The organism is Cognatiyoonia sp. IB215446, assembly GCF_033963825.1.
Taxonomy (GTDB): Bacteria; Pseudomonadota; Alphaproteobacteria; order Rhodobacterales; family Rhodobacteraceae; genus Yoonia.
The window spans coordinates 17,068-41,482 of record NZ_JAXBMD010000009.1 but is presented as its reverse complement, the minus strand read 5'-3'; the positions used below and the strand labels follow the sequence as shown (position 1 = coordinate 41,482).

The following is a 24,415-nucleotide window of genomic DNA, read 5'->3' as shown; positions in this document are numbered from 1 at the left end:
GCTGTTCGCCTTTGATGATTGTCATCTCCGCTTCGCCAGATTGCCGCTCCGCCGACGACAGACGACGGAGAGAAGACATGACCAACTGGTACACCGCCGATCCCCACTTTGGGCATGAAAATGTCATCAAGTTCTGCAATCGCCCCTTTAGTTCGGCCAGTCACATGGACGCGGTTCTGATGCAGAACCTCTGGGCTATGGTTGGTCCCAAAGACGCGCTCTGGATCATCGGCGACTTCGCCCATGGACCAAAAGCCAAGGATACTGACTGGTTGAGAACACTCTTTGACAAGTTACCCGGCGCCGAGAAGCATCTGATCGTTGGCAACCATGATCTGAAGCCGACACAGGCCCTACCCTGGACCAGCGTCACACATCTGGCTGAAGTTCGGGATGGTCCCCAGAACCAGGCACACACGCTCTGCCACTACCCGATGATCACCTGGAACCATGCCCGACGAGATGCGCTCCAGATCTTCGGCCATGTCCACAATAATTGGCACGGCTCGCGCAACAGCGTGAATGCTGGCGTCGATGTCTGGGACTTCATGCCTGTCCGATTCGAGGACATCGCCCGCCGTGCCAAGACGCTCCCCATGAACAAGCACTGGGTGGATGTTGAGCATAACGCGAAGGAGATTTGAGATGGTCGAGGATATGCCAACCGCCACGATAAGCATGCTGCGGCGCAAGACGCATGAACTGCTGAAACGCGCCGAGAACCACCCCATCCTCATCACGCGATACGGCAAGCCTGCCTTGGTGCTGATGTCAGCCGCGCATTACGAGGCGCTCTCCAGCGCGGCCGGAGGTGCGCCATGACCGATCAAACGATCATCCCGTCCGACGCCACGGCACTGATCGCAACAGTATCCGGCGATTTGGAACTGGCTCTGGCACACGGACTCGACGATGCGGATGTCGCGCCGAACGTCCAGTTACTTTGCGCCGTTTTGCTGCGCAGAAGAGATCGTGGCTGGACCACTGAAATGATCGAATAGCTTGAGGCGCAGGGCAAACCTACCACGCCGTAATCCGATCAAAAATATCCCAATCTTGATGAGAATAGCGCCCACTATCTCATCAACAGACGCGCGCCCCAACCGAAACAGGAGACCTCAATATGACAGAAGAACCATCCGACCGTGCCCTATGCGAGAGCGTCGATCTGCAAGCTGCGCTACTGCGGTACGCCTACGCAACCGGCGAGGCAACAACTATTGATCATGCCCTCATCCGTGTCACAAACGCCCGCAGAATGATGAAAAATGGTTTGTACGAACTCATCTATGGCGACGACCCTGAGGACTCGGACAACGCCGCGACGCCCTCCGATCCTTAACGTCTCCGGGCAGCGCCGCTCAGCTTCGAACCGTTTCAAGAGATGCGATAGACCTGACGTCTACCCACAGCGTACAGGAACGGATATGGCGCGCAATCCGTCCAGGGCATCCGGGAAACTGGTGACCCATGGATCGGCATCACAACCTGTGGCTTCTGCAATTAGATCAGCGGCAGTGTTGTTGTCGATTCGATCGAAACCCTGCTGTCATGTATCAGTGTCGACGATACCTTTGCTGCCGGATCCCACGTTACCTGCACATCGGAGCCCTCAAACTGCACGGCCTCCGTCACCAGCGCGGGGCTTCTCGCGACCGGATCATCAGCTGGGGCATCGCACCCCGCCAGCACCGGGCTACCGCTCAAAAAAACCGTTGTCATCAAAATCCGCATACATCGCTCTCCTCAATTTGCCCCAGCTTAGCGGACAACTAGCACTTGCAGAACCCGTCCTGACATCGCCCCCACATGAGGCAGGGGAAGGATGGGTTTTGCGTCGCCCAACGGGCGCCGAGACAACCAAGTTGCTGATGAGATGGCGGCTCTGGGTGGGGCATCACAACAGCTACAATCCGAATGGATCGGCGCGAAGCGCTGGGGTGTCGGGGCCTGCCCTGACCATCACACAAGCGGAGTGAGTGGATGCCTGGGGGTGTCGGGGGGAGGCTGCAAAGCAGTTCCCCATGATCCTCATTGACACTCAGACGTAGTCGGAGTTTCATTATGAGCAATAAACTCCGATACCTGCACAAACACCGGTTACGTTTTGGATTGATACAATGGCCAGACGCCCCCGAAAACCCCGTGCCCCTCGTGGCCCGCGCCAGAAAAAAGAGCGCGCGTTGGCGGGAACGGGCTCTATTGTCACCAACTTCCGACAAGCATCTCGTGCCAACCTGAAAGGTGCAACTTTACACCAAACCAAACGGAGTCCTGATGGCTGGTCTGCAATCGATCTGTCCCGCGTTAACCTGAACGAAGTGTGGGTCGGATCAGGCATGCATATCCTCAATGACGTCAACACCTATCTTTCAGATGTCGTCGAGCCAACCCACAAGAACTCCTCGGCATCCCCCTTTTGCACAATCATACTGGGAGCTTCACCGGAGTATTTTCGACCCAACGGTGAACCACCTGGACAAGAGGATCCTGAGCGTCTGGAAGCATGGAAAGCACGCACCAAAGCCTGGATGAAAGAGACCTTCGGAGACGACCTCGTATCAGCAATCTACAACGGAGATGAAACCACACCGCATGTCCATCTCGCCATCTGTCCGACCTATCTGAAACGGCCGCGCAAGCCGGATCGGAAGAAACCAGGCGAGTCCGACGAAGCGTTTTTGCAGCGATGCGAGGATTGGAAAACTGCCCCCGGCACCAAAACGCTGAGCTGGTCGTCCAACGAAGTTCTCGGACGATACAACAGCTTTGGTCATCTGCGTCAGTCCTATGCTGATGCACTGAAGCCTCTTGGGTTGGAGTATTCGCTGGCATCTTTCGAGCCGGCGCAGTACCCCGAACCGAAGCATAAGAAAAAGCACCTTGAAGATCTGGAAACCGAGCGACTGGAAGCACTTGACGCGCTTGAGGAAGAGCGAGCGGAGCTTGCCGAGGAACGCCGCAAGTTCGAACAAGATAAAGCCGCATTCGAAGAGCAATGCGCTGAGATCGTTCGTGAGGAACTTCGGTCTGCAACCGAAGAAGCCGTACGCATTTCAAAGATAACGATGGCGGCAGGTCAGAAAGTCGCCGCGCGCATCGAAGCCAATGCCAAATACGATGCCGAACAACGCGCGGCGGAGCAGACAGCTAAACTGTCGGCAAGAGTAGAGAAACTCGCGCGAGACGAAGAACGACTGGAACGGCAAAAAAGAGAGATCGAAGATCAGGTTTCGTGGTTCGCGCTGTTCACATCCAAAGTTGAGCTTGCTTTGCAGCGCGCGCTTGATCGTAGTTTCGACACGACAATCAGCAGGGATCAACTGCCCGCCAGCCCATCCACAACCGACTGGATCGCCGCGCGCGGCGGAAATGTGACCCACGGTCTGAAGTTGGAGTTCTTTTCACTCCACTCTTCGACGGGTGTGCCGATCCCCCTTCCCTCCCAACTCAAAGATCTCGTCCGCAGCGTCTTCAAGAGTATCCAAGGTTTCGCCCAATGTTGGCGAACACAACATCGGCAACTGACCGATTTAAGGAACAGGACAGTAGCGATTGCAGAGGCCACCGAAACCGCAGAGCAAGCACTGGCAGACGCAGGCCGACGTCTTGCGGCCATGAGGCAAGAAACAATGGATGCCGAGGCCGCTGCAACGAAAGCCTACGATGAACATGCCGAACTGTCTTATGAGTTTGCGAGGCTTGATGAAGCACTGGCCCCTGCCCGACCGGCCTATGAGGCGTTACAAAACTGGTTGAGTGAGCTGCAGGACATCACGCCGAACGAAGACGACACGCGAAGTGCAAAGACGTGGATAAACCAATGGATGGAGAACGATACTGCGGACACAAGATCACTCATGAGGCTCACCCTGCGTCTGCAAGGTGAAGCATATACGTCTGAACTGGAACACCGCCTTAAATCGAGCGACATATCTTTTCCCACATTCTCTCGCGACATCCGTGATCGTTGGCGCGAAGTCTGCGCGCTCCCGTTCGGTCACCAACACAGAATGGTTAGGGCAATGAAACTGATTGATCGTGAGAACAATGTGCCGCTGTTCCTCCGCGACGAAAACGAAAATGCACTTGCTAAACACATCGCGCAACAACGCGCTCAGCATCAGCAACGCAGCATTCCTCCGCTTGCAAGACAATTCCTCGACCTCCCCGAGGATACTCAAACCAAGCTCGGGGCAGCACTCAAGGCACAGGATGACTACAATGCGACAACCGTCAGTTCAGGGCTTACGATGTAGCGTGCGATTGCTGCATACCTCGGATGCAATGCGGCATCCAAGATGTCGACTACGCTTCTCGGGGCCGGGGTCGGCTTACAGAAGACCATGGCACCCTCATCAAATGCTCCAGTCAGCCTAATGCGACCCGAACTCGACGCTCGATGCCGGTGAAAGGCCAATCGCTGCACGATCAACGAGATCCAAGTTTCAGCGTCAGAAACACCACAAACAAGAGATTATCGAAGAGGCAGCGCCTAAAGCGCCCGACGCAAAACCTGAATCGTGGAGGATTCCCGTAGTCGCTGATTTGTGATTCATCCTGTTTGGGAGGATGGATCATGTCAGCACCTTTATCAGATGCACTTCGGGCGCGTTTTCAGAAACTGGTTGAGGAGGGGTTGAGCGGGCGCGCGGCGGCGTTGCGCTTGAAGCTCTCGCCCGCCACCGGAGCGCGGTGGGGTCTTGCGATCCGGCGTACTGGACAGGCCAGAGCTGCGCCGCAGGGACGCCCACGCGGTAAAGGCAAGCTTGATCCGCATCGCTCATTTCTGATCGAATTGATTGATCAAGACGGTGACATGACCATGCCCGAACTGGCCGGAGCACTGGCGGATGCAACCGGCGTTCAGGCGCACCCGGATGCGATTGGTCGGTTCCTGCGCAAGCTTGGCTTCACGTATAAAAAAAGACGCTGGTCGCGACCGAGCGACGCCGTGCAAAGGTAAGGAAACAGCGCGAGGACTGGGTCAGATACCGCCTATCAGCGGTCGCAGCCCGACCGGAATGTGTTGTCTTCATTGACGAAACCTCTGTCAAAACGAACCTGACCCGCCAGCGTGGATGGTCACAACGGGGCGCGCGGCTGGTGATGGATACGCCCTTTGGATCTTGGGGAACGCAGACCTTCATCGCAGGCCTCGGCGCTGACGCACTGATCGCACCTTACCCGCGGCAGCATGAGCTGGCTGTAGCCCTGAGTGAAATCGGGCGCATAGAGCGGACACTGTTCATCATTGACTGGCTGCTCGATGCTGACATGCACCGGCGCGCTCAGATCGGTCTCAACAAAGGAGAGGCGCATCATGCTTTGAAAAATGCACTGCGCATCGGTCGTCAGGGCGAAATCAGGGATCGTACCACCGAAGGCCAGCATTACCGCATGGCGGGTCTGAATCTCCTCGCAGCGATCATCATCTACTGGAATACAAAGCACCTCGGCCACGCTGTCGCTGCAAGAAATCAAGCTGGCATCGACTGCTCACCAGCCCTTCTGTCGCACATCTCACCCCTCGGATGGGCGCATATCCTGCTCACCGGCGAATATAGGTGGAAAAACCGACCGTGACCCGCCTTAACGTACTATTCTGCACTCAGCCGGAGTCTACCCCCTTTTGCCTCTGCTTACTTTTACCAGCGTGAGGTGAGGGCCAAGCTGACTTCGCGTCCACTGCCATATGAACAAACAAACTCACTCTGGCATCCGGTGACGTAAACCTCATCAGAAACGTTTGATACGACCAAATTCGCGGATACGATCTCGTTAAATGCATAGCCGCCGTAAAGATCATAGATAGTTGAACTTGGAACCTCTAGCGTATTCGCCTCATCGGCGAAGCTGATCCCGCGGTGCCGCACGCCTGCGCCCAATGTCAGGCCGTCCAGCGCATCTGCGAATGCGTAGTTCACGCGGGCAGAGACTTCGCGTTCCGGCACAAGCGTCGGTGTGTTGCCAATCAAATCGGCATTTTGGTCCTCGGTGATCTCCTGATCTATGAAGCTTGCGGCACCTGCCACGGTCAGACCGTTCTGGAAGTCGTAAACACCTTCGAGTTCGACACCGCGCGACCGCACTTCACCCAGCTGATTGAATGGTGCAAAGGTGCCGACCACAACGTTGTCGCGGTCGATCTGGTAAAGCGATGCCGTGATGGCGAAATTGCCATCCTCTGGTGCCCATTTAAGCCCGGCCTCGATCTGCTCTGCCGTCTCTGGCTTTGTCACACCGTCGGCTTCCGAGAGGATCCGCGCATCGAATGAGCTGCTGACCGAGACATATGGCGTGAGGCCATTGTCGGCCTCATAGGCTAGCGCCGCGCGCCAAGAGGTTTCATCATCGGATCGGCTGAATGCGGAGCCAAAGCCAGAGCGCACGGATTGATCGCTTTCAACCCAGTCATGGCGCAGATTGAGCGTACCTATCCACCCTTGACCCCATCTGATCTGGTCCTGAACGTAAAGGCCGATCTGCTCTTGTTCTGTCACGCCGTCGCGATAGGGATCACCGATTGTGGGCTCGCCTGGCGCAACCGGGTCCACAGGAAGCGTCGTTGTGACAGCCGCAGCCTGGGTCTCATCCAGTTCATAGCGGCGCGCGTCGAGACCGAAGAGCACATCATGGGTGATCTGACCTGCGTCAATCTCACCATAAAAGCGAAGGTCGACCTGCGCCGTCCGGACTTCGGTATCATGTTCAAAAGCGATCAGATTGAGCGTGCCATCGGCGTCAGTTGGCGTCGGGCTGGCCGGAAAGCTGGGTGGATATCCGTTGGGGTAGTAATACCGCTCTTCAACGCTTGCAAAGCCGACCCGACCGATCCCGGTAAACGTAAAGCCGTTGTCAAAGCTGCGCTCAATGATCGAAGAAAGTGAAAGCTGATTGCGTTCATAAACGTCCCAGTCGGGATCTGAGAAGTTCACGTCCGGGTCGATCACTCCGTACTCAGCTGTTGGCTCAACAGTGCCGAAGTAGGGCAGGAACGTTGAGCCGGTATGCTGCTCGTCAGCGATATGCAGATTTGCGAGGAATGTGAGTTCGGTGCCGCCGTCGGTGGTGAACTTTAAGGACGGCGCCAGCGTGCCGCGCACGCCGTTATTGAACTCATCATACTTGTCGCCGCCTTCGATACGACCCGTGACACGATAGGCGCTGCCGTTTTCAAGCGCGTCCCCATAATCGAATTCGACCCAGGCTGCTGTCGCGTCGTTGATACCGAAAGTCAGCTCGCGCACACGTTCACCGGGCCGTTTTGAGACATAGTTGACGATCCCACCCGGGTTCGATCCGCCGTAAAGTGCTGAAGACGGACCGCGCAGTACCTCGATCCGTTCCAATGTGTAGGGGTCAATATAGAAAGACCCAAAGGCGAAGGCGAGGTTTTGCGCGTTGTCGAGATAGATGCCGGTCTGGTCAGCTTGAAAACCGCGAATGCGCAGCCAGTCATAGTCTGTGTCGTTACCGAATACATCCGTGGTGACACCGGCGGTATACCTGAGCACCTCGGATACGCGCGTGGCGTTGAAGCGATCAATATCCTCACGGCCAAGGACAGAAACAGATTGCGGTATCTCGTTCAGTTGCAAGGGGATTTTCGATCCGGTGATCGTGGGTGGGTTCCTGTCACCGTCGACCGGTCCGGTTGCGTCCTCCTGATTTCTGAGGACAAGTGTGCCGAGGTCGACAAAGTCTTCGTCAGATTGCGCGAAAGCCAGCGGGCTTGTTGATACCAAAAGGATCATTGCCGTCGCAGATCGCATGGACGTGCGTGTAGCATTCGTCGTTTTCATGATAGCATTCCCCCGCAATAAGCAACGTTCTGATCAAAGAACGCAGAATTTTGGGAATGCTGATAAGGTCGGTCAGGTCCGATTGTCTTGAACGTTCGGCCCAATAAATGCTGGCATCTGTTCGATAATCCAACGGCTGGGCGCGGTGCCAATCACTGATTTAAACGTGCGGTTGAAATGGGCCTGGTCAGCAAAACCCATAGCATCCGCAATCTCTACAAGCGCATGGCCTTTTGCCATCATGCGCTGCGCCTCTCTGATCCGGCGACGCTTGACCCACTGATAGGGGGAACAACCCGTTTCCGCCCGAAATTTCTGGTTGAACTGTGTTCGCGACAGGTTGGCGCAACAGGCCAGATCATCGACCGTAATCTGCTGTCCGAGGTTTGCAATGATGTATGATTTCGTCCGTTCCAGCCAGCCCAGGTCAACTGCATTTGGCTGGTGCGCGTCTCGTTGATGAAAAACCTCCAGCATCATTGCATCGACAAGTGCGTAAAGATGCCTGTCACTTCGCGTGCGATTTTCGCACTCTTGCGCAAGCAGCGCTCCGAATGCGGTGATCTGAGCGTTCTTCGAAAGAAATGCAGGTCTTTGCAAATCTACTGCCTTGCCCAGGCGATTGGTCAGATAATCGCGGTGCATATGGATGTCGAGATGCCGAAAACTTGCAGCGATTTTCATTGCACCATTCAGGTGTAGCCCTGCAGGCACATAGCAGGCTGTGCAGGAAATCTCGCCAGTCCAGGCCGCGCTCGAAAAAGCTAGATTTACGTCACCAAATAACAGTGTCAGGCGTGGATGAAGTGAGGCATAGGTGCCGCTTGCGCCTTTCTGGCTACGCACTTTCCAGTAATCGATGACCATTTTGTCGAGCAAAAGAAACCGAAGGTCGTCCACCGGGACGAAACCCGTAGTTTTAGCATACATTTTAGGATGAAAAGACATTGCGCTACCTGTTGTTATTGGCTGCGCTGTCTGGCTGGCTAACCAAGGTTAACTTTTGAAACGATGAAGTCAACAGCCTCGACTTGGCTGAAGCATTGGTGCGGCGGCCTCAGACGCAACCGGACACGCCCTTCCATCATCAGGTGCCGTTGGCACGCTCAACACTCTGTCATCAGATAACACCAGCCCGTCTTCGCCTAACCTGAGGTTGTCGTGCAGAGAGACGCAACGATTTTCCTCAAACACACAGAGAGTTTCCCATGCAATTGCGTCTCATTTTCCTCCCAACCCTTTTCGCAATACTCAGCTGCTGTGCTGAAATAACCGAGCTCCATTGCAGCAACATCAACTGGTACGACTTTGGCTACCAAACCGGGCTGGACGGAAAATCATCCTCGGTCATTGCGAACGAGGCAGGCATTTGCCGCGGCAGCGCTAGCTTGCCCCGTGAGGGCCGCGCGCTTGAGGGTTACCGCGTAGGGTTGCGCAATTACTGTACGCCGCGCAATGCTTTCGAGGTCGGGCAGCGCGGCGAGGATTTATCCTCCGCCTGCGCACCGCAAGAATTGTCGCTGATGCAGCAACCCCATCTAATCGGCCTCCGTGATCGCCGCCTCTGGTTGCAGATACAGGAGCTTGAGCAGGACCGTGATGCTCTCCGAGATCGCCAGGATGATACAGATATTGATGAAGACACGCAGCGCGAAATCCAACGCGACATCCGCGATATTGATCGCCGTATCGATCGACTTGAGGACAGGAGGTTCCTGCTGCTTACGCTGATCAATTAGCGAACCATGTGACAGGGGCGACCCGGTTCCTGTGAGATGGCACAGGAAAGGGCAACCATGGTTTTAATCGTATTGCCCGGTATGCGGCGGGCGATACGGCAACCGTTTGTAAGTCGGCTGGGTCACATCAGCTGAAATGCGCGCCAGGTGCGCAAGAGTTGCCAGAAACTGGTTGTATCGTAGCACTCGCATAGCAGGAGTGCATTGGTGGCCCACAGAGGCAGTAAAGTTGAGACCTGCAAACGCTCATGTTTCGGTCAACATGCGTTAAATATCGCCCTTTCCTAATGGGGTCCGGTTATGATGATGCATAAATATTGACTCTTTGGTAAAAAATGACGTTGCTCATGACAAAATCATAGAGGATGTGTGATGCCAACTGAGATTTCTACACGTTTCACCGGTCTGGACTTCGTCAATCCATTCGTGTTGGCCTCTGCGCCGCCGACCGAAAGCAAGCGCAAGATCTTAAAAGCCTTCGAATCCGGTTGGGGTGGTGTGGTTACCAAAACGATTGGTTTGCACCACGTCGAAAACGTGGCCGGGCCCAAGACGATCTTTCAGCGCGCAAGCGAGGTGAAGCCCTATGTTTCACGCAACAAGCGGTCTGATACTGTGTCCCATTCGTCATGGAATTGGGAACTGATCTCTGATCAGCCGCTAGATTTGTGGTTGCCCGACCTCGAAGAGATCAAAACGACTTATCCCGACCGCATGCTTATCGCCTCAATCATGGCCGGTGCGGGTGGTGAAGAAGAAATGGACAACTGGCGCAAGCTGGCAAAAGCCGTGGTGAATGTTGGGTGTGACGCGATCGAGTTGAACCTGTCCTGTCCTCACATGGACCGCAAGGATATGGGGGCCAACATCGCCAATGATGAAGACATCATCCGATCAATCCTGCAAGCTGTGACCAGCGCGGTCAGCGTGCCGATTTGGGTCAAACTCACGCCATCCACATCTACACTCGTCGATGCCGCCGGAGCCGCCTATGAGGCGGGGGCCGCCTCAATCTCGCTTTGCAACACATTCCCGTCCTTGCCCTTGATGGACCCGGAAACGATGAAATTTGAGGTCGAGGTAGATGGCCTCGTGACGTCTGGCGGGCTTGGCGGCTTGGCGATACTTCACCAGGCCCTACAGCGTGTCTCCGATATTTCGAAAGCTTACCCGGACAAGGCAATCTCTGGCATTGGAGGGATCAGAGGGTTTCGTGAGGCGTTCAATTTCATCGTACACGGTGCCGGTAATCTGCAGGTTTGCACGGCGGCGATGGAAGAGAAAGGCAGCGGTGGCGTTGGCGTCAAGCTTATTGAGGAATTGAAAACCGATCTCAGCGATTACCTGCAGCGCAAAGGGTATTCTTCCATCGAAGAATTCCGGGGGATCGCACGCGAGAGAATTGTCGAGCATTCTCAGGTCCGCAGAAAGAGCGACGCCTACAATGGCGGTTACGCAAAGTCAGCTTAGAGCGGGCGAGTGATGGGATAATTCTACTGAAACTCATGCACGCTTTCAGCATAAGTAAGAACAGCCTTGCTGCGCCATCAGCGCAGCGCCCTGCGACTTCGTAAAGGTTCGGATGCGACCGCTTGTTTCTGGACGTACCGCAGATAACCGACATCAACTGCAAACGCCTGATGCTCTGCCGACTTTTCAAGATAATCAGCCAAACGCAGAAGATTAACGGGCTGTTGGACAATCAGCTTCTCAATCGCTGCGATGGCGGCACCGGTCGCGTAATGCGACACGAAATGGCAGGCCGTCTGGGTTGGGGTCAGGATGTAATAGTCTTGACTGCGGCGCGGCGTGTCGCGCGCTGCGTCAAACGGAGAGGCACCCAATGCACGGAATTTGGGCATCAGCATGCGTATACCCTCCGCCGTGTTTTCAAGAACGCCACCCGAGATTTGCCGAAAGCCAAGCGGCGCCAGCCTTTCGATCACGCACCGCCGCATGGGCCCCGACAGCATATCCATATCCGCCCGATCATACTGCAGATCATCAAATACAGAGATGATGCGTAAGTTTTCATCCGCAATGCAAATGTAAGGATCACGGTCGATCACACGCAGACGTTCCGCAAAGGTCGCATTCAGTTGGGCAGTATCCTCAACTTTGGATGTATCCGCCGGCCCTGCCGGATGACGTTGAAAAAGCTGTGAAATCATTTGGAACACCGGCTTCTCCCCACGCCTACCCCACCTTTTCACGCCCACCCCAGATCTTATCTGAAGTAACGCGGTTTGCTGGTATTCAATGGCGCGGCGACGTGCGGGTGCATCGCTGTAGTGCTTTCTACCTTCTGCTCACCAGCACGATATGTTAGTGATGCGGCGCGTATGTAATGCCTGCAATGAGGACGTCATGAGGTTGCTTTCGCTCACCACCATTACCATTGCGATGATTGGGTCGGCGGCCAAAACCGACTACCTCTTAGAGTTCAGCGGCACCAGCTTTCGTGAGTATTACTGTGGCGTCACGCTTGTCATGACAAATCAAAGCGATGCACCTTTGGTCGAGATCAACGGATTTGTTGCGTCGTATATCGGGGACGAACAGATCGGTAGAAGCCGCGGTGCCTCCTTTCTGAACCTCGGCCCCGGCGAAAGCGCGTCAGCCTTGTTCGAAGCACCTCACGCACCTTGCGACGAAGCAACCCGTTACGAGTTTGTGGTTGGTGCATGCCGCATCGATACATCCTTTTCAGCCCATGAAGATTGCTCATCACGCATTACCGGCATTGATCCGGTCGCCGAAACCGCAAGACCTTAGGATTAGTTTGTAACACCCGGGGGTAAATGGGGCTGCACCGGTCCAGGGTCGTGATGTCCTTATCTAAGGGTCGTATACCAGAAGAAAAGATCGCTGTGCTGTTGTCGATGGTAGTCGTCAGAAACAGGCCGCGCAGGTGACCAGATCGCGCTCTAAAGGCGATGCATTGACACTTACCCTTGCGTCATGATTTACCCGACAATTAAGGTCAGAAATAGCCAGGGGAATCGCTGCGCGATCGCGCAGTCGCCCAAGCCAGACACTTAATCCAAAGATCTGGGGGTATGCCGCCAAAGGTAACGCGGCATTCTGCATTCTTATGCGACGACTGGTCACTTTCATGCTGCCCTATCGCCAGACCATGACGCTGGTCGTGCTATCCATCCTTGCGGTGACAGCGACGGGTCTTTTGGCACCTTGGCTTGTGCGCGAGATCGTTTTGATCGTGGAAACTGGCGCACAGGATGCAACACGCAACCTCACCTGGATAGCGGTTGGTCTTGTTCTCATCTATGTCGGGCGAAGCACGGCAGAGGCGGCGGTATTTCACTACTCGCATGTTGTCGCTTTCAATACATGTCGCGATTTGCGCGACGCGGTCTATGCCCATCTGCAACGGCTGTCGCCCAGTTGGTTTGCCGCACGCAAATCGGGGGATATCACCAAACGTGTGATTGATGATACGCTCAAGCTGGAACCCGTTATTGCCGACGCGGTTTATGGCTTCGTGGTCTCAATGATCCTTGCCTTTGGCATCCTGATCATCCTTTTCAACCTGTCACCGCTTCTGACGCTACTGGCGCTCATCCCGCTGCCTGTTGCACTTTTCATTATGGTCAAGGTCGGTCGCAAGGCGATCCCGTCTTTCGATAATGAAGCGGACCGCGAAGGGCAATTGGCGGCCCTTGTTCAGGATCACGTCAGCGGCATCCGTGAAATCCAGATCTTTAATCAAGAGCACGCAACGCGCCACAGTTTTCAGCGCAAATCGGATTTCCTGGCACGACGACAAATCAGGTCGCGGACACTTATCGCGCCATTTGATCCGGCTGTTGAAGGGGCGATTGGCGTGTCCACCGCGCTTGTTGTTCTTGTTGGCGGGCGGATGGCGCTGATGGGCGAAATCCTTGTCGCGGATCTGGTCGCTTTCATTCTTTACATTGTCACGCTCTACCAGCCCCTTTTCACGGTGGTCGATGCGACAGAAGCTGTTCAGCGCGGTCTTTCCAGCCTGAAACGTGTGAACAACCTGCTTGATACCGCGCCCGAGGTGGCGGATCCAGCAAAACCGACGCCGCTGCCCCAACCGGTTCGCGGCGCGATTGCGCTTGAGAATGTCAGCTTTGCCTATCGTGCGGACACACCCGTCTTGCAGGACGTGACGCTTGCCATCCAACCGGGAGAGACCCTTGCGGTGATCGGTGCAACGGGCGCTGGCAAGTCCACACTTGCCCACTTGATTGCGCGGTTCTACGACGTGGCGGAGGGCAAGATCGCGCTTGATGGGATTGACTTGCGCGACTTGCGCTTGGCAGACCTCAGGGGTGCCACGTCAATGGTCTTGCAGGATGTCTTCCTCTTCAACGGCACGATCCGGGAGAACATCCGTTTCGGACGCCAGAACGCGGATGAAGATGCGGTCATGTCAGCGGCGAAGGCCGCTGGCGCGCATGCCTTCATCACCGATCTGCCCAAGGGATATGAAACGCTTGTGGGCGAACGCGGCATTCGCCTTTCTGGTGGGCAGAAACAGCGGATTTCCATTGCCCGCGCCCTTTTGAAAAATGCGCCTATCCTGATCCTCGATGAAGCGACAAGCGCTGTTGACACGGAAACCGAGGCGGCCATTCAGGACAATCTGGATCAGCTTCTTGCCGGGCGTACCGCAATTGTTATCGCCCATCGTCTGTCCACCATCCGCCGGGCAGACAGGATCGCGGTTCTCGAAAACGGCAGGCTGATCCAACTGGGCGCGCATGACCAGATCGCACACGAGGCAGGGGCCTATGCCCGGCTTTTGCAAGCACAGGAGAGTGCCGCATAATGACCAGTGAGTTCCCAGCATCACCACTGACGGCCAATGGGTTGTCAGTAGGCTATGGCGATACAACCATATTGAAAAACATTGATCTGGACATTGCCGCTGGCCAGATCACCGCGCTGGTTGGTCCCAATGGTTGCGGAAAATCGACGCTGCTCAAGGCTTTTGCCCGCATCCTGAAGCCTAAATCAGGCCATGTGACGCTGGAAGGCCAGCCCATCACGTCCTATGCCACGCGCGATGTTGCAACGCGGCTGGCCATACTGCCGCAAGGGCCGGTGGCACCCGAAGGCCTGAGCGTCACCGAACTCGTCGCGCAAGGCCGCTTTCCGCACCAGACCCTGTTCCGCCAATGGTCTCCGGGAGATCGGGAGGCCGTCGAACGGGCGATGCGCCTGACCGATCTGGAGGACTTCGCAGAACGCCCAGTGCATTCCTTGTCCGGCGGACAGCGGCAGCGCTGTTGGCTTGCTATGGTGCTGGCACAGGATACGCCGCTTTTGCTGCTGGATGAGCCCACGACGTTCCTCGACCTCAAAGTGCAGGTTGATCTGATGGCGCTTTTGTCCCGCATTGTGCACGAGGATGGCCGCACCATGGTGCTGGTCCTGCACGAGTTGAACCTCGCTGCCGCCTTCGCCGACCGGATCGTGATGATGCGGGACGGGCAGATCGTGGCACAGGGCAGCGGCGCGGAGGTGATCAAGCCGGAAGAACTGCGCGCCGTCTTCGATTTGCGCTCTGATGTGATCGCAGACCCGGCCACAGGGCGCCCGGTCTGCCTGCCGCGCACGTCCGAGCAGGTCGTTCCATTGCAGAGCGCCGCCGAATGAACGCAACCCGCACCATATTTGCCGCCACTGGGTTCTGGCTTTGCATTGCGGGTGTGCTCTTTGCGTTTCTCTGGCACATCTCGGTCGGCGCGAAAGCGATTCCGCTTGGCACCGTCTGGCAGGCGCTGGTGGCACCGGAAGACGGGGTATTCGACCATGTTGTCGTCCGCGATCTGCGCATGCCTCGCGCGATCTTTGCGATTAGTGTCGGCGCAGCCTTGTCCGTGGCCGGGGCACTGATGCAAGGCGTCACCCGCAATCCGCTGGCGGAACCGGGCATTCTAGGCTTAATGGCGGGGGCGACCTTTGCGGTAATCATCGGGATTGGCTGGTTCGGGCTTGCGGGCACGGCTTATGTCCCGCTCTTCGCTGCAATTGGCGCGTTGATCGGCGCGGTGTTGGTCTGGACCATCGCAAGCGCGGCTCCCGGTGGCGCGACACCGCTGACACTGATCCTGTCAGGTGCCGCTGTTGGCGGTTTCCTCTACGCCATCGAGAGCGCGGCGATCTTGCTCAACGAAGATGCCTTCCGCAACTTCCGGGTTTGGCTTTCCGGCTCTCTCGCCGGACGCGATATGGAGACCTATCTCTGGGCGCTGCCATGGTTTATTACTGGTTTAGTCGCCGCCATGGTCATCGCGCGACAGGTCACCGCGCTGGCGATGGGAGAGGAAACCGCGGCCGGCCTCGGCGTTGATACAGTGAAGATCAAGTTCATCTCGCTCGCGGCGGTAGTCGTCCTTACCGCTGCCGCAGTGTCTGTCGCCGGTCCGCTGGGGTTTGTTGGGCTCGTCATCCCACATGTCGTGCGGCTCTTTGTCGGCTCCGACTACCGGCTGATCGTCCCCTTCTCGGCCATCGTGGGCGCGGGCTATGTCATCGTCGTCGATATCGCAGCGCGCGTGGTCCTCGCCCCCATCGAAATCTCAACCGGCATTGTGACCACAATGCTCGGCGCACCCATGTTCATCTGGCTGGTAAGGACAAAGCTATGAGCATGACCACGCTGGAAGGGTTCGGCGGGCGCGTCGCTCTGCAGGTTCCGATGAAGGCGCTGATGGTGAGTTGTGCGTTGGTGTTGGCCATTGTCGGCGTGCTGACCTGGAGTCTGATGACCGGCAGCTACCCAATGACCAGTGCTGAAGTCTGGGCAACGCTCTTTGGCGACCCACCCTCTGATACGGCATCAACGGTGGTGTGGGAATTCCGCTTTCCGCGTACACTTGTCGCGTTCATCGTCGGCGCATTCCTCGCCCTGTCGGGGGCGGCCCTGCAATATGTCACCCGCAACCCGTTGGCTGACCCGAGCCTTGTCGGCGTCAGTCAAGGGGCAGCTCTAGTCGTCGTGTCGGTCACCATCCTCGCACCGACAATGGGCTATTTCTGGCGCCCGATGCTCGCCTTTGGTGGATCGCTGACCGTCGCCGCGATCATCCTTGCAGCGGCATCATCGCATCGTGGCGGAGAGACGTTGCGCTTCATCCTGATGGGGATCGGTGTCGCCGCACTGATCTCATCCTTCACACAAGCATTGCTCACCTATGGCGATATCGACCGGGCGATGTCAGCCCTTGGCTGGCTTGCAGGGTCTGTCCACTCCGTCGGCTGGGACGAGGTGCGCTGGCTCACGGCGACGGCTTGCATCGTCATGCCGGCCCTCTTTTTCGCGGCACGCCCTTTGTCAGCGATCCGGTTCGGCGAGGATGTAGCCACCGGCCTTGGCATTCGGGTCCGCGTTGCCCGCTGGGGCCTCGTGATCCTCGCCGTCAGCCTGGCCGCGACAGCTGTTGCCGCTGTTGGTCCGCTTGGCTTTGTGGGGCTCGTAGCGCCACATCTGGCCGGGAGGCTCGCCCATTCCGGCGTCGGTCTGCACCTTGTACTCACCGCCCTCACCGGTGCGCTTATGGTCGGCCTTGCCGACTTCGCGGGTCGCGCCGCGTTTGCCCCGATCCAAATACCCGCAGGTCTGGTCACCGCCATCATCGGCGTGCCGGTCTTCGTGTTCCTGATCCTGCGGACGCAAGCGCGCAGCCAGCTCTGACGCGCCAATAAGACAGACCCCGAAACGGGGCGCCCTGTAGCCAATCCGCAAGGCAGCGCGTCCAGCGCGACCCAGCAAACACAACTCCAAAAGGATAGAACTGATGAGAGTCTTCCCTGTAGTTCTTGCGACTGCAATCACCCTTTCGGCTGCGTCAACTTTCGCAGACAGCACGCGCACGATCACTGACGATCTGGATCGGAGGGTTGAGATCCCCGCGGACCCACAACGCGTTGTGATTACCGGGATCGAAGAGGTCACGGCCATGTTCACTTCGCTTGGCTATGTGCCGACCGGCATGACCTGGGGCTATCATTCAAACGTGGTCCAGACCCTGAACGGCATCGGTGGTGATGTAGGCGACCTCGGCCAAGTCACCATTGTGGGAGACAGCGGCGATCCTGATCTTGAGGCAATTGCTACCTTGGAACCTGATCTGATCGTTGGATGGTTCCGACAGAGCGATGACGGCATAGCTCTGCTGGAAAAGCAGGCATTGATCGCGCCAACGATTTCAATCCATCCCCGGTTCAACGTGTTCGGCCTTGATGCCTATGGCGAAGGGGCGCATCTCGGCGAACGCTACGCCAAGCAGCGATTTGTGGCGTCACTTGTTGGCCTTGAAGAGCAATTCGACGCGCAGCTGGCGGAATATGAAGCCCTACTGGCGGATGTGAAGGCACGCCACGCCGAGATCATTCCGGACCTCGAATGGACCTTCCTAGACACATTCAGTGACTACACGCCTTACATGTACGATCAAGAAAAGTGGTTTACCTACTCCTATAACGGCGTGATGAGCGATCTGGGGATAAAGCCATCAGACGCCATGACCAATGCGACAGCGCAGGGTATCGGCGAAGAACCTGGCAAGGGATATGCCACCGTCTCTCTGGAAGTCTTGCCTGACTACGCCGCTGATCTGATCTTTGCGGGTCGCTACGACGCCGAACCTTTGGAAGACGACCTGATGCTGGTGCTCAGTCAAACAGCCGCGCATCAGGCAGGGCAGATTTACCGCGTCGACAGCAACACCTGGACCTACCACCTGCTGCAATCGCAAATCGGCGTTTTGAAACAAGTGGATGAAATCCTGTCCGCCGGCGTCGAGAACCTTGGCGACTTTTAGTACGCAAAGCCGGGTGTGTCCTCTTGAAGCCTCGACCGGCCTTTTCATCAGAACCAACAGTAAGGAAGTTAAACATGAGATATCTCACCGGCCCTCTTGTGGCCATGCTGATCACGCTGGGCATTCCCGCATTCGCTTTGGACTGTGATTCAGGGCTGCGCCCCTTCACCCATGCGGGCGGCGAAAACTGTATTCCTTCAGAACCGCAACGCATCATCGGCCTGCATGATCAATCTGTCACGCTGACACTGGTTGAGCTTGGAGCGCCGATCATCGGCTCGCATGGGCGGGTAGACGATGACGGCAACCTTTACATGCGCTCGGTTGATCTGCTTTTCGGCCTCGACTTTGAGAATGCCAATATCGCCTATGCTGGCACCTGGGACGCCATGGATTTTGAGGCGATGGCCGCAATGCAGCCCGATCTGATCATCGGGCGCGACTACGACATGGAATGGGCCGACCAATATGAGGCGATTGCGCCGACGGTATTCATAGCTGACGACGTGACCGACCCAATGGCTTTTCCCCGCAACGTGGCGGATGCTGCAGGGCTCTTGACCGAATGGCAGGCAAGGCTTGCAATCTATGAGGCCAATCTGGAGCGCGCGCGATTTGCGTTGCCGCAAGTTAAAGGCGTCAGCTACTCCAAAATTCAGGGCTGGGATGGCAACCTGGAAGTCTATGCAGGCTATGGAGGCCTGACCAAGGTTCTGAGTGATCTTGGTTTTGAACGTAGCGCGGTTGGTCAAGAAATGGCGGATCGTGGCGTCGCATGGGGCGAAACAGTGAGCGCCGAAATCCTGCCAGAGCTTGAGGCCGATTACCTTTTTGATACCTACACTATCGCTTATGGGGATACCTTGGCCGACCCGGCGACGCGCTTGGGTGAGGCCGTGCCCGGCTGGTGCGACTTTCTGACGGCCTGCAGCGCCGGACGTTACATTGTGCTGCCGCGCGAATATGCGACCGGGTTCAGCTTCACGCAGCTCAACATGCTGGTGCAGATGATCACGACCAACGTCGCTAACGCACCCGCCGTTGGGGGTTAACGCGCGTGTCTGCCCCCGCCGCCGTCTTTCTTGCCGCTTTCCTTGCCTGCGTAGTGGAAGCACTTGAAACGGTCACGCTGCTGATGGCCGTGGCCTCGGCGCGCGGTTGGCGGCCCGTTTTGATCGGCGCGGTGGCCGGATTTCTGGTACTGACAATACTTGTCGTCGTCTTTGTTCCACTAATCGACCTGCTCCCACGCGATACCCTGCATTTGGTGGTCGGAATGCTGCTTTTGCTTTTCGGTGCGGGCTGGTTGCGCAAGTCGATCTTGCGGGCAGCGGGCCAAGCGGCGCGCCATGATTTCGACGCGGAGTTTGACGCGGCCCGCGCGGATTTTGCGCGCCCCGGCATCGCCGATTGGGTTGCGGGGATCGCCGCCTTCAAAGCTGTGCTTCTGGAAGGGTTAGAGGTGATCTTTGTCGTGCTCGCCCTGGGTGGGACAAACAGCCTGACACCCGCTCTCACCGGCGCGATCAGCGCGTGCCTGATCGTCTTTGCTGCGGCGTTCTTTCTGCGCAAGCCGCTGTCACGCGTTCCTGATAATACGTTGAAGTTCTGGACCGGGGTTATGCTGACGGCCTTTGGCACTTATTGGGTGGCCGAGGGGTTGGGCGGCGACTGGCCCGGTGGCGATCTGGCGCTTTTGGGTCTTGTCGCGTTCTTTGCGGGGCTAAGCGGATTGTTGATCCGCAGATTGTCTTTCGCGGTGGCCGCGCCATGAACCTGCTGCGCGATATCCTCAAAGAGCTTTCAGGCATGTTCTGGGCCGATCGACGGCTGAACCTTGGCTTGCTCGCCGTCACCGCCCTGATCGGCATCTCATCCGCCGCGCTTCCCAATGCTGTGATGCCGATCCTACTGACCCTTGGCTACGGCACGGTGATCGCCTGGGCACTCTTCCCGCCTATGAAAGGAGACTGACATGAGCGCTCGCACGCTTGCGCCGATCATTCCCGTCGTCAGTTGGTGGCCTGAAGGCCTTTTTCACCCCGATGGGAAACACTCTCAATTACCGCTGAGCAAAGGAATGAACGCCATGAAACACATCGCCTCCGCCATCGCGCTGACCATTGCCACACCGGCCTTTGCCGATTGCGCCGCCGACCAACGGCTTTTGGACCACCCAATGCTCAACGCATCGGTCTGTATTCCCGCAGCGCCACAGCGGATCGCATTTACCATGGAAGAAATCGTCGCCGCCTACGCCATGGGACAGGAAAGCGTTATCGACAATTGGTATTTCCAGTCCTTTCGGGGAAACTTTCCCGGTATTGCAGCGACATATGATGTACCTGCCGTTGATGTCAGCTATTACCCGCAATCCGACATCGAAACGATGACATTGGCCGCCCCCGACCTCATCGTCTCTTTCACCGAGATCGACAACAACGAAAAGGCCGCTGAACTCGCACCAGTTGTTGAGCTCAAGTGGGAGGAAGAGACGACATGGCGCGATCTGCACGGGTTCATGGCCATCCTGTTGATGAAAGAGGATGAGGGCCAGGCGATGCTTGACGCGCTTGATGCGCGCATTGCCAGACTGGCGGATGATCTTGGGGACACATCACCGACCTTTGCCATTGTCCGCACCATGGATGAAGGCGGTACACTGCAAACCTTCACATCGCAGAACTTTGGTGCATCGATCCTGCAAGACGCGGGCATGCAAATGGGGCCGGAGATCTTATCACCTGCAGCGTCGGCAGAGCTACGCAATGCCTGGTGGTATCCCATGTCATCAGAAAAACTGCAGACCCTGGATGTCGACCATCTGTTTGTTTTGACAGGGTGGGAGCCCGAGATTGAAGTCGCGTTCCTCGAAAGCCCGTTGTGGCAAACGCTTCCAGTCGTCGCCGAAGGCCGCGTTATCCGCCCGCAAGGTGACGGGGAGCAATTCATCCGCGAAAACATCGTCTACGCGCACCGCGTCGTCGACTTCGCCTATGAACATGTCTTGGGCACCACCGCGGGGGCCTCCGGCAATCCCAATCCATTCGCCGCATGGCTTGCCGATTGATCGCCCATGCCGCTGCCCGCCGACGCCCACCTGCCTGACGAAACCGGTCGCATTGTCACGGACCCGGAGCGGTTCTGCACAGGCCACGCATTGGCCGCCGGAGAGCCGCTAGCCGGTTGGGGTGCCCATCAGGCGCGCAACATTCTGATCCGCTGGCCCAAAGGCCGGTGGGAGCACTCATTGCGCATCGCAGCGGGCATGCCGGATGAGCTGATTGCGGCTATCAATGCAGCGGTTGAGGCGCGCTGGCGCATCAACCTGATTGATCGCAAATCGGATCAGAACACCTGCGTGCTGCTATATCCACAGGCATTGCAGTTCACGGTTGAGCCGTCCGATCTGCCCGCGCTGATCCGGGCCATCATTGATGAGGGTGACCTGACATCATTTGCGTCGCAACCGACCACCCGCAAAACGATCCTCGTTTGTACCCATGGCAAACATGATGCCTGCTGCGCCAAATGGGGTTTTGCCGCTTATAAGGCCATCGCCGAAAAGGCGGCGGATCATGAAGGGGTGTTCGATGTCTGGGAGGCAACCCATCTGGGCGGCTGCCGTTTCGCCGGCGGCGCGCTCGTTCTTCCCGCCGGGCGAAAATACGGGCGTTTGGTCCCCGCCGATGCGATGCCACTCTTGCAGGCGGAGGCGCAGAACCTGCCCTACCTGCCAGCCTTTCGCGGTTCCAGCATGCGGGAGGCACCCGCACAGGTGGCCGAGATAGCCGCACTGAAGCACCTGCCTCCGGGCACCCTTTGCCATCATGTCGTCGAGATTGCGGGTTCCAGCCCAGAGCGCACCTATCGCGTGGAAACATCACAAGGCAACCTTCTGGTGCGCTGTGATCCCGGCGAAATCAGTTCCTACGGCGCCTGTTCCGATCTCAAGGCCAAGAAGCCACTGAAACCCAAAACCATCTGGACCGGCCACGTGCTCAGCATCGTCCCAATATCTAAAACAGAAAGTACGAGCATATGAGACTATTTCTTGCCGCCATTACGGCCGTTTTGATCTGTGGTGCTGCTTTGGCCCAAGAGTTTCCACTGACGATTACTCATAAATTCGGTACCACCACCATCGAAGAAGTGCCAAAGCGGGTGGCGAGCGTCGACTACAACGGTGCCGACAATCTGCTCGCCCTCGGTATCCAACCTGTCGCCGTCCGGTATTGGTATGGCGACTTTCCTGATGCCGTCTGGCCCTGGGCTGCAGATCGGCTGACGTCGAGTCCGGAAATCCTGCGGGGTGACTTGAACTTTGAGCAGGTAGCCGCCAGCGAACCTGATGTGATTATCGCTCTGTGGTCGGGGATTACCGCATATGAATATGATCAGTTATCGAAGATCGCACCTGTCATCGCCGTGCCGGAAGGAGTAGGCGACTATGCCCTGACCTGGGACCAACTGGCACTAATCGCAGGTGAGTCGACCGGACGCCGCGACATCGCGGAAGCGCTTGTCGCAGACCTGCAAAACCGCATGGCGGACATGGCCGCCCGCAACCCCGATTGGCAGGGAAAAACTGCAGTCGTTGCATATCACTGGCGTCGCTCGCCCGGAGTCTATGCGGGTGACGATATACGGCCACTGATCCTATCGAACCTAGGGTTCCGAACGCCGGAAGCAGTAAACGAGATCATGGATGATGGGGAGTTTGCAATCACCATTTCCGAAGAAGAGCTCCCGATCATCGATGCGGATTTGCTGATCTGGGTCACCGATGGAAGCCAGGGCCAGCGTAACCGGATTGAACGTATGGCCTTGCGCCCATCCCTCAGCGCTTATGCAGAGGGTCGCGAGGTCTTCACGGATGGCATTCTAACAGGCGCGTTCAGCCATGGCTCACTCCTGAGCCTGCCTTACGTTCTCGACGCGCTTGAGCCGAAAATCGCGGCGGCAGTTGATGGTGACCCCACGACGATTGTCCCGGAGTAAACAAGACAGCTCAGCAAAGGAAACTTCAATGAGAATGCTTCTGATGGCTTTTGTCGGCCTCGCCCTTTCCGCAACGCTTGGCATGGCGCAAGACACACGTACGGTCACAGATGATCTGGGGCGCATCGTCGAGATCCCGGCGGAACCGCAGCGGATCGTCTCGCTTGATGACAATTCGATTACGCTGCCGCTGATCGACCTCGGCATCGATCTCTATGGCAGTGCCGGGCGCATTACTGAGGCCGGAACGCCTTTCGTGCGCGGTCTGCTGGATACCTACGGGATGAGCGTCGCCGCAGGTGATCTGGTATTCCTCGGCAGCCAATGGGAAATCGATATTGAAACTGTCGCCGCTGCCGAACCTGATTTCATACTTGCCGGTGCCTATCAGGCGGACCTGCTTGAAAAACTCGAAGCACTTGCCCCGGTCTACGTTGTCGAAGAGAAATCCGAGCCATGGTTCGTTCAAAACTCCATCGCGCGCGCCATGGGCATGGAAGAGACCCTCGCCGCCCGCAAGGCCGCGTATGAACAGCGGATCACGGAAACGATTGAAACGCTGAACATCACGCCCGGCAGCACATTCTCTGTCCTGCAACCGGATGCGGACGGGGTGTGGACCTATCACGGGCTCTATGCGGTCACGACCGTGCTTCTCGATCTCGGCATGGTGCCGAACGCAATCACGCAGGAGCTAGAGGAAACCGGTCCCGACTTTGGGGACAAGGTGAGTTATGAGCGGTTTCTGGACCTCGATGCCGATTATGTCTTTGTCACCTACTTCACGGGTTCGGATTGGGGCGAACTTGATTGGCAAATCGGGCACCTTAACAATTTCAGCCAGAATTGGTGTGATTTGCTGCCCGCCTGCGCTGATGGGCGGCTGATCTTCATGCCCTATGAACCCGCGGGCGCACCAACTTTCGCCGCGCTGAATGCATCGCTGGACATTATCTCAAGCCAAATCGCCACACGGGCCGCTACGCGATAGCGCGCCTCAACCTGTATTCGCCAGCCATGCCGCTTCCGGCAAGCCAGCACGTCACGATCA

At 57.1% G+C, this 24,415-nt stretch carries 25 protein-coding genes and 1 pseudogene; 22 read left to right on the top strand and 4 right to left on the bottom strand.

What is annotated here, in order from left to right; translation table 11 throughout:
• Positions 1-77 precede the first annotated feature (77 nt).
• The 4 genes from SLH49_RS20875 to SLH49_RS20860 all read left to right on the top strand — a co-directional run bounded on the left by SLH49_RS20875 (position 78) and on the right by SLH49_RS20860 (position 1,342).
• A complete protein-coding gene (locus tag SLH49_RS20875; protein WP_320271080.1) occupies positions 78-644 on the top strand; it encodes a metallophosphoesterase in 567 nt (188 codons plus the stop codon).
• Position 645: 1 nt separating this feature from the next.
• The gene (locus tag SLH49_RS20870) at positions 646-822 is read left to right on the top strand and encodes a type II toxin-antitoxin system prevent-host-death family antitoxin (protein ID WP_320271079.1); all 177 of its coding nucleotides are present in this window, start codon (positions 646-648) and stop codon (positions 820-822) included.
• Positions 819-1,001, top strand: a complete 183-nt coding sequence (locus SLH49_RS20865) for a hypothetical protein (protein ID WP_320271078.1) — start codon at positions 819-821, stop codon at positions 999-1,001. The genes SLH49_RS20870 and SLH49_RS20865 overlap by 4 nt, the downstream gene beginning before the upstream one ends.
• 122 nt (positions 1,002-1,123) lie before the next feature.
• Positions 1,124-1,342, top strand: a complete 219-nt coding sequence (locus SLH49_RS20860; protein ID WP_320271077.1) for a hypothetical protein — start codon at positions 1,124-1,126, stop codon at positions 1,340-1,342.
• A gap of 161 nt (positions 1,343-1,503) precedes the next feature.
• Here SLH49_RS20860 and SLH49_RS20855 read toward each other — a convergent pair whose 3' ends face one another.
• Positions 1,504-1,734 (bottom strand): hypothetical protein, encoded by a 231-nt coding sequence (locus SLH49_RS20855; RefSeq protein ID WP_320271076.1) that lies wholly within the window; start codon positions 1,732-1,734, stop codon positions 1,504-1,506.
• 386 nt (positions 1,735-2,120) lie between these two features.
• Between SLH49_RS20855 and SLH49_RS20850 the strand changes: the two genes are divergently transcribed.
• From SLH49_RS20850 to SLH49_RS20840, 3 genes and pseudogenes are all read left to right on the top strand, one after another.
• Positions 2,121-4,259, top strand: coding sequence for a plasmid recombination protein (locus tag SLH49_RS20850; RefSeq protein WP_320271075.1), 2,139 nt, complete (start codon positions 2,121-2,123; stop codon positions 4,257-4,259).
• A gap of 320 nt (positions 4,260-4,579) precedes the next feature.
• Positions 4,580-4,966, top strand: coding sequence for a transposase (locus tag SLH49_RS20845; RefSeq protein ID WP_320271074.1), 387 nt, complete (start codon positions 4,580-4,582; stop codon positions 4,964-4,966).
• 212 nt (positions 4,967-5,178) lie between these two features.
• A pseudogene (locus SLH49_RS20840) lies at positions 5,179-5,586 on the top strand (Tn3 family transposase); the annotation flags it as partial.
• 62 nt (positions 5,587-5,648) lie between these two features.
• Here SLH49_RS20840 and SLH49_RS20835 read toward each other — a convergent pair.
• Both SLH49_RS20835 and SLH49_RS20830 read right to left on the bottom strand, forming a co-directional pair.
• Positions 5,649-7,805: a TonB-dependent siderophore receptor gene (locus tag SLH49_RS20835; protein WP_320271073.1), complete on the bottom strand. Its 2,157-nt coding sequence runs from the start codon at positions 7,803-7,805 to the stop codon at positions 5,649-5,651.
• A 72-nt stretch (positions 7,806-7,877) separates the two neighbouring features.
• Entirely contained in the window at positions 7,878-8,753 is an 876-nt protein-coding gene (locus tag SLH49_RS20830) for an AraC family transcriptional regulator (protein WP_320271072.1), read from the bottom strand.
• A gap of 260 nt (positions 8,754-9,013) precedes the next feature.
• Here SLH49_RS20830 and SLH49_RS20825 point away from each other — a divergent pair, with 260 nt between their 5' ends.
• The gene (locus tag SLH49_RS20825; RefSeq protein ID WP_320271071.1) at positions 9,014-9,544 is read left to right on the top strand and encodes a DUF2799 domain-containing protein; all 531 of its coding nucleotides are present in this window, start codon (positions 9,014-9,016) and stop codon (positions 9,542-9,544) included.
• Positions 9,545-9,916: 372 nt separating this feature from the next.
• Positions 9,917-11,014: a tRNA-dihydrouridine synthase gene (locus SLH49_RS20820; RefSeq protein WP_320271070.1), complete on the top strand. Its 1,098-nt coding sequence runs from the start codon at positions 9,917-9,919 to the stop codon at positions 11,012-11,014.
• A 77-nt stretch (positions 11,015-11,091) separates the two neighbouring features.
• Here SLH49_RS20820 and SLH49_RS20815 read toward each other — a convergent pair whose 3' ends face one another.
• The gene (locus SLH49_RS20815; RefSeq protein ID WP_320271123.1) at positions 11,092-11,715 is read right to left on the bottom strand and encodes a hypothetical protein; all 624 of its coding nucleotides are present in this window, start codon (positions 11,713-11,715) and stop codon (positions 11,092-11,094) included.
• 196 nt (positions 11,716-11,911) lie between these two features.
• On the opposite strand from SLH49_RS20815, the gene SLH49_RS20810 reads away from it, so the two are divergent.
• From SLH49_RS20810 to SLH49_RS20750, 13 genes are all read left to right on the top strand, one after another.
• Positions 11,912-12,319, top strand: coding sequence for a hypothetical protein (locus tag SLH49_RS20810; protein WP_320271069.1), 408 nt, complete (start codon positions 11,912-11,914; stop codon positions 12,317-12,319).
• Positions 12,320-12,659: 340 nt separating this feature from the next.
• Entirely contained in the window at positions 12,660-14,363 is a 1,704-nt protein-coding gene (locus tag SLH49_RS20805) for an ABC transporter ATP-binding protein (RefSeq protein ID WP_320271068.1), read from the top strand.
• On the top strand, positions 14,363-15,193 hold the full coding sequence (locus tag SLH49_RS20800; RefSeq protein WP_320271067.1) for an ABC transporter ATP-binding protein: 831 nt from the start codon (positions 14,363-14,365) through the stop codon (positions 15,191-15,193). The genes SLH49_RS20805 and SLH49_RS20800 overlap by 1 nt, the downstream gene beginning before the upstream one ends.
• Positions 15,190-16,188 (top strand): iron ABC transporter permease, encoded by a 999-nt coding sequence (locus SLH49_RS20795; protein ID WP_320271066.1) that lies wholly within the window; start codon positions 15,190-15,192, stop codon positions 16,186-16,188. Before SLH49_RS20800 ends, SLH49_RS20795 begins: the two co-directional genes overlap by 4 nt.
• A complete protein-coding gene (locus SLH49_RS20790; RefSeq protein WP_320271065.1) occupies positions 16,185-17,234 on the top strand; it encodes an iron ABC transporter permease in 1,050 nt (349 codons plus the stop codon). Before SLH49_RS20795 ends, SLH49_RS20790 begins: the two co-directional genes overlap by 4 nt.
• Positions 17,235-17,337: 103 nt before the next feature.
• Positions 17,338-18,363: an ABC transporter substrate-binding protein gene (locus SLH49_RS20785; protein ID WP_320271064.1), complete on the top strand. Its 1,026-nt coding sequence runs from the start codon at positions 17,338-17,340 to the stop codon at positions 18,361-18,363.
• Positions 18,364-18,437: 74 nt separating this feature from the next.
• Positions 18,438-19,415 carry a hypothetical protein gene (locus SLH49_RS20780; protein ID WP_320271063.1) on the top strand — a complete coding sequence of 326 codons (978 nt, stop codon included), beginning with the start codon at positions 18,438-18,440 and terminating at the stop codon, positions 19,413-19,415.
• A 5-nt stretch (positions 19,416-19,420) separates the two neighbouring features.
• Positions 19,421-20,137: a hypothetical protein gene (locus tag SLH49_RS20775; protein ID WP_320271062.1), complete on the top strand. Its 717-nt coding sequence runs from the start codon at positions 19,421-19,423 to the stop codon at positions 20,135-20,137.
• Positions 20,134-20,337, top strand: coding sequence for a hypothetical protein (locus SLH49_RS20770; RefSeq protein WP_320271061.1), 204 nt, complete (start codon positions 20,134-20,136; stop codon positions 20,335-20,337). The genes SLH49_RS20775 and SLH49_RS20770 overlap by 4 nt, the downstream gene beginning before the upstream one ends.
• Position 20,338: 1 nt before the next feature.
• Positions 20,339-21,433, top strand: coding sequence for an ABC transporter substrate-binding protein (locus tag SLH49_RS20765; RefSeq protein WP_320271060.1), 1,095 nt, complete (start codon positions 20,339-20,341; stop codon positions 21,431-21,433).
• A gap of 6 nt (positions 21,434-21,439) precedes the next feature.
• Entirely contained in the window at positions 21,440-22,408 is a 969-nt protein-coding gene (locus SLH49_RS20760) for a sucrase ferredoxin (protein WP_320271059.1), read from the top strand.
• Positions 22,405-23,364, top strand: coding sequence for an iron-siderophore ABC transporter substrate-binding protein (locus tag SLH49_RS20755; protein ID WP_320271058.1), 960 nt, complete (start codon positions 22,405-22,407; stop codon positions 23,362-23,364). Before SLH49_RS20760 ends, SLH49_RS20755 begins: the two co-directional genes overlap by 4 nt.
• 28 nt (positions 23,365-23,392) lie before the next feature.
• Positions 23,393-24,355 carry an ABC transporter substrate-binding protein gene (locus SLH49_RS20750; protein WP_320271057.1) on the top strand — a complete coding sequence of 321 codons (963 nt, stop codon included), beginning with the start codon at positions 23,393-23,395 and terminating at the stop codon, positions 24,353-24,355.
• Positions 24,356-24,415 lie beyond the last annotated feature (60 nt).

Bases quoted from the DNA above. Each gene is read 5' to 3' on its own strand.
- SLH49_RS20875 (WP_320271080.1), top strand. From the start codon at position 78: ATGACCAACTGGTACACCGCCGATCCCCACTTTGGGCATGAAAATGTC.
- SLH49_RS20870 (WP_320271079.1), top strand. From the start codon at position 646: ATGGTCGAGGATATGCCAACCGCCACGATAAGCATGCTGCGGCGCAAG.
- SLH49_RS20865 (WP_320271078.1), top strand. From the start codon at position 819: ATGACCGATCAAACGATCATCCCGTCCGACGCCACGGCACTGATCGCA.
- SLH49_RS20860 (WP_320271077.1), top strand. From the start codon at position 1,124: ATGACAGAAGAACCATCCGACCGTGCCCTATGCGAGAGCGTCGATCTG.
- SLH49_RS20855 (WP_320271076.1), bottom strand. From the start codon at position 1,734: ATGCGGATTTTGATGACAACGGTTTTTTTGAGCGGTAGCCCGGTGCTG.
- SLH49_RS20850 (WP_320271075.1), top strand. From the start codon at position 2,121: ATGGCCAGACGCCCCCGAAAACCCCGTGCCCCTCGTGGCCCGCGCCAG.
- SLH49_RS20845 (WP_320271074.1), top strand. From the start codon at position 4,580: ATGTCAGCACCTTTATCAGATGCACTTCGGGCGCGTTTTCAGAAACTG.
- SLH49_RS20835 (WP_320271073.1), bottom strand. From the start codon at position 7,805: ATGAAAACGACGAATGCTACACGCACGTCCATGCGATCTGCGACGGCA.
- SLH49_RS20830 (WP_320271072.1), bottom strand. From the start codon at position 8,753: ATGTCTTTTCATCCTAAAATGTATGCTAAAACTACGGGTTTCGTCCCG.
- SLH49_RS20825 (WP_320271071.1), top strand. From the start codon at position 9,014: ATGCAATTGCGTCTCATTTTCCTCCCAACCCTTTTCGCAATACTCAGC.
- SLH49_RS20820 (WP_320271070.1), top strand. From the start codon at position 9,917: ATGCCAACTGAGATTTCTACACGTTTCACCGGTCTGGACTTCGTCAAT.
- SLH49_RS20815 (WP_320271123.1), bottom strand. From the start codon at position 11,715: ATGATTTCACAGCTTTTTCAACGTCATCCGGCAGGGCCGGCGGATACA.
- SLH49_RS20810 (WP_320271069.1), top strand. From the start codon at position 11,912: ATGAGGTTGCTTTCGCTCACCACCATTACCATTGCGATGATTGGGTCG.
- SLH49_RS20805 (WP_320271068.1), top strand. From the start codon at position 12,660: ATGCTGCCCTATCGCCAGACCATGACGCTGGTCGTGCTATCCATCCTT.
- SLH49_RS20800 (WP_320271067.1), top strand. From the start codon at position 14,363: ATGACCAGTGAGTTCCCAGCATCACCACTGACGGCCAATGGGTTGTCA.
- SLH49_RS20795 (WP_320271066.1), top strand. From the start codon at position 15,190: ATGAACGCAACCCGCACCATATTTGCCGCCACTGGGTTCTGGCTTTGC.
- SLH49_RS20790 (WP_320271065.1), top strand. From the start codon at position 16,185: ATGAGCATGACCACGCTGGAAGGGTTCGGCGGGCGCGTCGCTCTGCAG.
- SLH49_RS20785 (WP_320271064.1), top strand. From the start codon at position 17,338: ATGAGAGTCTTCCCTGTAGTTCTTGCGACTGCAATCACCCTTTCGGCT.
- SLH49_RS20780 (WP_320271063.1), top strand. From the start codon at position 18,438: ATGAGATATCTCACCGGCCCTCTTGTGGCCATGCTGATCACGCTGGGC.
- SLH49_RS20770 (WP_320271061.1), top strand. From the start codon at position 20,134: ATGAACCTGCTGCGCGATATCCTCAAAGAGCTTTCAGGCATGTTCTGG.
- SLH49_RS20765 (WP_320271060.1), top strand. From the start codon at position 20,339: ATGAGCGCTCGCACGCTTGCGCCGATCATTCCCGTCGTCAGTTGGTGG.
- SLH49_RS20760 (WP_320271059.1), top strand. From the start codon at position 21,440: ATGCCGCTGCCCGCCGACGCCCACCTGCCTGACGAAACCGGTCGCATT.
- SLH49_RS20755 (WP_320271058.1), top strand. From the start codon at position 22,405: ATGAGACTATTTCTTGCCGCCATTACGGCCGTTTTGATCTGTGGTGCT.
- SLH49_RS20750 (WP_320271057.1), top strand. From the start codon at position 23,393: ATGAGAATGCTTCTGATGGCTTTTGTCGGCCTCGCCCTTTCCGCAACG.